The 7827-nt window shown below is 63.2% G+C and carries 5 protein-coding genes; all 5 read left to right on the top strand.

All coding sequences use genetic code 11. From position 1 onward, the window contains the following. Nucleotides 1–328: acyl carrier protein (locus VL52_RS24255; protein ID WP_235429356.1), on the top strand; the 328-nt coding region annotated here is incomplete at its 5' end. Continuing rightward, a complete protein-coding gene (locus VL52_RS22330; RefSeq protein ID WP_082113898.1) occupies nt 318–2978 on the top strand; it encodes a lantibiotic dehydratase in 2661 nt (886 codons plus the stop codon). The genes VL52_RS24255 and VL52_RS22330, both read left to right, overlap by 11 nt. A gap of 55 nt (nt 2979–3033) precedes the next feature. Beyond that, nucleotides 3034–4380 carry an MFS transporter gene (locus tag VL52_RS22325; RefSeq protein ID WP_046159105.1) on the top strand — a complete coding sequence of 449 codons (1347 nt, stop codon included), beginning with the start codon at nt 3034–3036 and terminating at the stop codon, nt 4378–4380. A gap of 3 nt (nt 4381–4383) precedes the next feature. Further along, the gene (locus VL52_RS22320; protein WP_082113897.1) at nt 4384–7539 is read left to right on the top strand and encodes a non-ribosomal peptide synthetase; all 3156 of its coding nucleotides are present in this window, start codon (nt 4384–4386) and stop codon (nt 7537–7539) included. 26 nt (nt 7540–7565) lie between these two features. Then, nucleotides 7566–7745: an MbtH family protein gene (locus VL52_RS22315; RefSeq protein WP_235429355.1), complete on the top strand. Its 180-nt coding sequence runs from the start codon at nt 7566–7568 to the stop codon at nt 7743–7745. Nucleotides 7746–7827: the final 82 nt, after the last annotated feature.

Below are 7827 nucleotides of genomic sequence, written 5' to 3'. Positions count from 1 at the left end.
TAAGGTCGATCGTAAGGCGCTGGCCGAGATACCGTTGCGAGAGACAGAAGATCTGATGTCCGTGGATTCCAGAACCGATATGGGGTCGACTTTACGCGGCGTGATGTCGATTTTCGACGAATTATTTCCCGGGCGCGCGCTGAATCCAGCCAGCGATTTGTTCGCTTGTGGCATCCATTCCCTGCAGTTGATGCAGGTGGCATCCCGCTGTCACGAACTGTTCAGTGTTGAATTGCGCATGCGGGATCTCCACCGTTGCGGCTCTCCACGCGGAGTCGCAATGGAAGTCGAGAAAAAATTAGAAAGTACATGCAGCCATGAGCATTGACGCGTTGGTTGATCGCACGCCAGGGAACGGCGATAGCGCCGAAGTCCGGGATTTTCCGCAGGCATCTTCCCACCTGACTCCGGCCAGTCCGCTTGGATGGCGGTTCTGGCGGACTTTTTGTATCCGCGGCGCTGGTTTTCCCGCGCGTTGGGCAGCAGGTCTAGCGGATAGCGGGCTGGCCGGAGCTGCGGATCTCCTCGCCGCCGGAGAGGCTAGTCTGGAGCAGGGGTGGAGAGAGGCGGAACGGATAGTCCAGTCGCGGGTGGATGGCATATTGAGCGCTCACGGAGTCACGAGCCCTGGAGACAAGCCCGAGGTTCCCTTTCCAGATGAGCTCGCCTTGTTGCGCAGGGCTGCAGGCAGCCTGCGGCGGCGTCGATTGGGCCAGGCTGTCGAGGCAGTATTGCCGGGGGAGCATTGTCGTGGCTTGGCCGCTAGCCTGCAACGCCGTGAAGTGCTGGCGTCCGCATTCAGGTTGCGTTATGCCGCGGCGCTCGAGTCGTTGGACCGAACGTTACGTGAAACGGCGGGGCAGCCATTGTTCCGCCAGGCGATAGCCTGGCAAAACCATGCGGCCTTGCCGACGGCTCTGGATCCTCTGATGCGCGATGACAAGATGCCCGGCGCCAAGCTTAGGCGGCGCCAGGATCTGGTGGCGAACTACACGCAGCGTTATTGCGTGAAGAACGACACCATAGGCTTCTTCGGCCCCATCGCCTGGGGCAAGGTGCATGGCGACGGCAATGGCTTTCACGCCGTGCCGGGGCCGGGTAGCCTCGCTGAACGCAACCTTTACTTTGAAGACTGGCCAATTGCGGCGGTGGCGGATACTGTCGCGGCGGACAATCGATTCGTGTCTTGGTTGACGCCTAGAATGCTGCCTTATCTGCGCCTTGATGGGCCTAGGTTGGTCTTCCCTGGCGGCGTATCGGTGGAGGTTTCTTCCGCCGAGCATGAGCTGCTCAGGCAGTGCGATGGCCGCCGCAAGGTCAGACAGATCGTATCAGGCCTTTTGGCCAACCCATTCTCGTGCTTTCAGGGAGAAGATGAGGTTCATGATTTGTTGCGCAGGCTTCAGCGCGAGGCAAGGATAGATTTGGGATTTCAGGTTCCCGGTCTCGAGGCTCGGCCGGAGCGGGCGTTGCGTGCCCAGTTCGAGGCTATCGGCGATGCCGCGCTGAGAGAAGAGGCTCTGTCCTTGCTTGATCGTCTGGAGAGCGCTCGTGGGGCGGTGGCTTCAGCCGCGGGCCAAGCCGAGGCGCTGGCGGCGGCTCAGTCCCGGCTGGATGCAGAGTTCGAAGCGGTGACCGGTGTGTCGGCTAGGAGGCGGCATGGCGAAGCCTACGGGGGACGAGCGATCCTCTACGAAGACTGCAGGCGGGATTTCTCGATGGATATGGGAGAGCCTTTCCTGCTGGGTTTGCAGCAGTCTCTTGACCTGGTGCTGATGGGTTCCCGGTGGTTCATGGAACAGGTCGCGCGCGGTTATCTGGACGCATTGCGCGAAGTCTTTATGGCTCATGCGGCGCCTGGGCCCCAGGGAGCGCTGGAGATTGACGCGCCGACTTTCTGGCTGCATGCCCAGCGCTTGTTTTTCGGCGATGGAGCGCCGATTCGGCAGGCGGTGGAGGAATTAGGCGCGCGATGGCGAGTTATCTTTGAGCCTTTCAACGATGAGCGGCGGATCGACGTGGAAGCGGAGGAGATTTCCCCGGCGGTGAGCGCGACCTTCGCATCCTGCAATCCTCTCTGGCGGCGGACGTGCTATCAGTGTCCGGACTTGATGTTTTGCGGCGAGGAGCCCGATGCTGCCGGCGGAATGATGGCGGTTCTGGGCGAGATCCACGTTGGGGGAAATACCCTGCTGACTAATGGTTTCCTGGGGCAGCATCCCGATCCCGAATGGATGCTGGCTGCCCGTCGCCGGGATTCGGGCACGGACAATGTCGTGCCCAAACTCAACGGAGAAGGCGCACGTCGACCGATCCGAACGCAGTGGAAGGATGATCCGCTTCATGGCGTGGAGGTGCTGTTTTCGCAAGGCGCCAGACCATTTAATCCCCGGAACGCCATGTCGCTTTCTGCGCTGGTGATCATTGAACAAAACGGCGAACTGTTGGTGCGCAGCCGGGACGGCGACTGGCAGCGAGGCCTGCTTGAACTGTTTGCCGATTTCATTTTCCTGTCCGTGGCAAACGACTACCTCATTCTGCCCAAAGGCCGCCATACGCCGCGGGTCACGGTGGGCCGGGTGGTCTGGCAACGGGAAGGCTGGCGGCTGCCGTGCTCCGAGTTCGATTTCATGCTGGACGAGGACGACGCCCGGGTATTTCTGGGCATGCGGCGTAAAGCCGCGGAATGGGGAATGCCGGGGCGGGTATTCGTCAAGGTTCCGTGGGAGAACAAGCCGTTCTACCTCGATTTCGACAGCCCCTTGTTCGTCCGTCACATGGCCAAGCAATTGCGCGGCGCGCTGCAGGGTGGGCAGGATCCGCTTTGCGAGATATCCATCAGTGAAATGCTGCCGGACTTCGAGCACTTGTGGCTCAAGGACCGCGATGGGGAGCTGTTCACCAGCGAGCTGCGGATGGTCGCGCTGCATCAGGACGACGCGCGTCCGGCGGCGGATACCGAAGGGAGGCAGCCATGATGGCGAGCCGGGCTGGCGCCGATTTTGACGAGGCGGTCCGCGCGGGGGGCATGGCATGAGCAGGGCGTCGACCAGCATTCCGCGCCAGGCCGTCTGGTTCGTCGTGACCCGCGGCATCAGCGGCCTGGGGTCCAGCCTGACGGCGTTTTGTCTGGACGTATGGGTTTATCGGCAGACCGGTTCCTATGCGATGTTCGTCTATCTCGCTCTGATCGGCATGCTGCCCAATATTATCCTCGCTCCGGTCATCGGCGCGTTGACTGATCGTTGCGATAAGCGTCGCCTGCTGCTGGCTTGCGAAGCGCTCCCCACGCTGGCGCTGTCATGGGTGCTGTGGCGCGTGAGCGAGCATGCGTTGGGCGTCGTCGATGTCGCCGGGGCGATACTGATGCTGGCGCTGGCCAGCACCGGCCGTTGGATGGCTACCGGGGTGACGATTTCGATCCTGGTGCCGCCGGAAGGCCGGGGGCGGATCAATGGCTTGCAGCAGTCTTTCTTCGGCATGTCCAGCGTGCTGGGGCCGATGCTTGGCGTGGCGGGCCTGGAGGCCATTGGCCTGGAGGGGGTATTGGCGGTCGATATCCTGGCCAAGTTGGTCGCCGCCGCAGCTTTGCTGGCCATCCGGGCCTCCGGTCTGGGGGGGGCTGAGGACCCGCGGCGCGGAGAGGGGACTTTCCTTTCCGAAATGCTTTTCGGCCTGAAATGGGTATTCCGTCACGCCGGTCTGTCTAGGCTCATGCTTTTCTTCATGTTTTTCAATCTGGGGGCGGGCGTATTCAACGTGGCCTTCGCTCCTTATCTGCTGGCTAGCGTCGGCAACCGGATTCTGGCCTGGGGGTTGGCGAGCCACGGCTCCGGCGTTTTCCTGTGCGGACTCGCGTTGGCGAGGTGGAAAGGTCCGGGAGCTCCCGAGTGGCGGGTGTTGGGAGGCGCGCTGTCTTTCGGGGCGGTCATGGCCGTGTGGGGCATGAGCCGGAGCCCGGAGGCCATTGCGCTGTTGGCTTTCTGCGCCGGAGCGTTGATGTCCTTGATCCTGGCGTCCAGCCAAACCATTTGGCAAGCCCATGTCCCGGCGGAGATCCAGGGCAAGGTGTTCGCCGCGCGCATGATGGTCTCGTTCTCGCTCGGGCCGGTCGCGATTCTGGTGTCGCTGCCTTTTTCTACATATGTGATCGCGCCGTTGTTGCAGGCGCTGCCATGGCTTGGCCGGATGTGGGGCGCGGGGCAGGGCGGCGCGCTTGGCCTGATGGTGTCCGCCCTGGGCCTGATGGTGATGCTGCAGTGCCTGGCTCTGTGGTTGCGGGGAGGGCTGGCCATGGGACATGCGGGTCCGGCCGAGGCCGCGCTCGGGCCTAAGCCCGGGGCGTTTGGGGAACTGAGCAAGCAAAACAATGGGGATTAAGCGATGAGAATGCCATTGACCGTGTCGCAGCAGGGCTTGTGGTATCTGAGCCAGGCGGATCAGCGGGTGAGCGCGGCATACAACGTGATTGTCGCGTTCGAGATTTGCGGCACGATAGACCGGGCGCTGTTCGAGCGCGGCATGGCGGGCCTGCTGAGGCGGCATCCGCTGTTGGGCGCCCGCATCTGCACTGACGAGGGAGCGCCGGAATTCGCGCTGGACCTGTCTCCGGAGGAGGCGGCCGAGCGCGCGATTGACCACGCTATCGACAGCCTGCAGTCCGTGACGGAGCGGGAGGCGGGGCTGCCATTCGATTTCGATCGGGGGCCCTTGTTCCGGGCAACATTGACCCGCGACGCCCAGTCTGGGCAGAGCGGCCTGGCGCTGACGTTTTCCCACATGGTGTTCGATGGGCACTCGCTGCCTGTTTTTTTGGCTGATCTCGATGAGATCTACTCCGCGCTCGGCCGGGGCGCCGAGCCGGCATTTCCGCTCGCGCCGGCCGGGCAGGACGCGCTGGTGCAGCGCGAAGCGGATTTTCTGGCAAGCCAGACAGGACGCGAATTGATCGCCCAGAGCGCGGCCAGGCTGCATGGGGTTCCCGGCAGCCTTGCGCTGCCGACGGACCGGCTGATCTCGGGAGCGTCGTCCATTTTCCGGGCCGGCGACCACCATTTCGAAATACCGGCGGAGCTGGCCGGCCAGATCCGCCGTTTCTGCTCGGAACTGAGGCTTGGCCATGCCGCCTTTTTCCTGGCCGCGACGCAGGTTTTGCTTTGGCAGTATGGCCAGCAGGACGATTTCGGTATCAGCGTGCCGATCAACTTCCGCGATCAGGCCGCCACGCTGGCGGCAGTCGGCTACTTGACCAACGTCGGCGTGTTCCGCGCCAGGCTGGCGCGCGAGATGACGGTTCGGGCCCTGCTCAAGGAGTCGGAAGAGCAGATTCTCGACCTGCTCGACGCGCGGCAGATTCCGTTTCCCAGCTTGGTACGGGCTTTGCGGCAAGGGGGGCAAGACATCCAGGGACCGTTGCTGCAGCTGGCGTTCAATTACCAGAAAACGGAGCAGGCCGAGTTTTCGCTCGGCCGGGCTACTCTGGTTCAGGTGCCGGTCGCCGCCTGCCACACCAAGAACGAGTTCAAGATCGATGTCGAGGAAACCGGACAGGCTATCCGCTGCCGTTTCATTTTCGATCGGGACGCCTTCCATGGCGGAATGATCGATCGGATGGCAGAGCACTTCCTCCTGTTGCTGGATGAACTGTCCCGCTCGCCGGAGGCGCCGTTGTGCAGCCTTCCTTTGGTGACTGAGGCGGAACGCCATGCCTTGTTGCAGATCGGCGGCCTGACGGGCCGTGAAGCTCTGGGCGGCTGTTTGCATGAGGGTTTCGAGCGGCAGGCAGCGGCGCGGCCGGATGCGGAAGCGGTGCGCTACGAAGGCGACGCGCTGAGCTATGGCGAACTGAACGGACGCGCCAACCAGCTGGCGCACTGGCTGCGCGGCCGGGGCGTGGGCCCGGACGCGCTGGTGGGTATATGCATGGAACGGGGCCTGGAGCTGGCGGTGGCCCTGCTGGGCGTGCTGAAGGCGGGAGGCGCCTACGTGCCGCTGGACCCGGAGCACCCGTCGGAGCGGCTGGCGCTGCTGCTGGAGGACACCGGAGCGAAGGTGATGCTGACGCAATCCAGGCTGAAGCCGAGGTTGCGGACCGGGGACGCGGAGACGTTGAGCCTGGACAGCGAGTGGGAGCAGGTAGCCGGGCGCGGCAGCGGCAACCCGGCGCCGCTGGCCGGGCCGGAACACCTGGCGTACTGCATCTACACCTCGGGTTCCACCGGCATGCCGAAAGCTGTCGGGTTGCGGCATGCTGGTTCGGTGTCCTTTGTCGAATGGGCGAAACGGGTCTTTGGAGAACATCTGACCCAGCGGGTGCTGTTCAGCACCTCGGTGACATTTGATCTTTCCATCTTCGAAGTTTTTGCGACGTTGAATGCCGGGGGCACCGTCGTAATGGTGGAAAACGCTCTCCGCCTCCTTGAGCCGGGTGAGCATCGCGACGTCGCCATTATCAATACGGTGCCTTCCGTCGTGGAGGCGCTGCTTAGCCAACCGGGGACGATGGCTGGGGTCCGGGTACTGAATCTGGCGGGGGAGCCGCTGCAACCGATGCTGAGGGAACGGCTGGCCCGGCTGTATCCGGATATGCGGATGTTCAATCTGTATGGCCCGACGGAAACCACCACCTATTCGACTTGCGCGGAGTTGCCGGCGGGGCTGATGGAGACGGTTTCCATCGGACAGGCAATTAGCAATACGCGGATATATCTACTGAACGAGCATTTGGAGCTGGTGCCTCCAGGCGCCAGGGGGGAAATACACATCGCGGGCGAAGGGCTGGCGCGGGGGTATCTGAACCGCCCCGAACTGACCGCGGAGCGATTCTTGCCCGACCCTTTCGGCGCGCCTGGATCTCGCATGTACAAAACCGGCGATCTGGCCCGGTCTCTGTCCGACGGCAGCCTGGTGTTTCTCGGTCGTATCGACAACCAGGTGAAGATCCGCGGTTTCAGGATAGAGCCGGGCGAGATCGAGCACGCCTTGCTGAGGCTGGACGGCGTGCAGGAAGCGGTGGTCTTGGCGAGGCAGGACAGACTGGGAGATGCACGCCTCGTGGCCTATCTCACCGCGCGTCCGGGATGCGAGCTCGAGCCGGTCCGGATAGAGGCGGACCTGCCGCTTCCCAAGCATCTGAAGCCCGGCGCGATTCTGATCCTGGACCGCATGCCGTTGAACCCCAACGGGAAGATAGACCGCAAGCGATTGCCGCCGCCGGACGCATCGGTCCAGGGCGGGGAAGCGGCGCGCGTCGCGCCGCGCACCGCCGCGGAGGCGCAACTGGCTGCTGTCTGGGCCGAGGTGTTGAATGTGGCGGAAATCGGCGTGCATGACGATTTCTTTGTGCTGGGCGGACATTCCCTGCTGGCGACGCACTTGGTTTCGCTGATGGCGCAGCGGGGAATGGGCGGAGCGCGAGTGCGGGACGTGTTCGATTTCCCCACAGTGGCCAAATTGGCCCAGGCCATGCAGCAGCGGACGCCGGTCGATGATGCGCCGGGCCATATTCCGCGTCTGAGACGGTCTGGACAAACCGCATGATCACTCAATCAGGAAAGGAGATGTCCATGGAGAGCTTATTCGTCGTGGTGATCAATCACGAAGGGCAGTATTCAATTTGGCCGAGCGACCGGCCGTTGCCCCCTGGATGGGAGCAGCAAGGCCAGGCCGCGGCCAAGGAGGCGTGCCTGGAGTACATCCGCGAGCATTGGGTGGATATGACCCCGCTTAGCCTCAAGGCGCGTTGAGCGCGATTGCCGCCGGCGCGGCTTGTTTAGGACAGGAAGGGAGTGGAAGCAGTGAGTTCGGATACGCATGAAAGGTTCGCCT

The organism is Chromobacterium vaccinii (genome assembly GCF_000971335.1).
Classification (GTDB): Bacteria; Pseudomonadota; Gammaproteobacteria; order Burkholderiales; family Chromobacteriaceae; genus Chromobacterium; species Chromobacterium vaccinii.
The sequence above is the reverse complement of the archived record's forward strand: the minus strand, read 5'-3'. Positions and strand labels throughout refer to the sequence as shown.

Excerpts from the sequence above, each read along its gene's own strand:
- VL52_RS22315 (WP_235429355.1), top strand. The coding sequence starts at position 7,566 with ATGGAGAGCTTATTCGTCGTGGTGATCAATCACGAAGGGCAGTATTCA.
- VL52_RS22320 (WP_082113897.1), top strand. The coding sequence starts at position 4,384 with ATGAGAATGCCATTGACCGTGTCGCAGCAGGGCTTGTGGTATCTGAGC.
- VL52_RS22325 (WP_046159105.1), top strand. The coding sequence starts at position 3,034 with ATGAGCAGGGCGTCGACCAGCATTCCGCGCCAGGCCGTCTGGTTCGTC.
- VL52_RS22330 (WP_082113898.1), top strand. The coding sequence starts at position 318 with ATGAGCATTGACGCGTTGGTTGATCGCACGCCAGGGAACGGCGATAGC.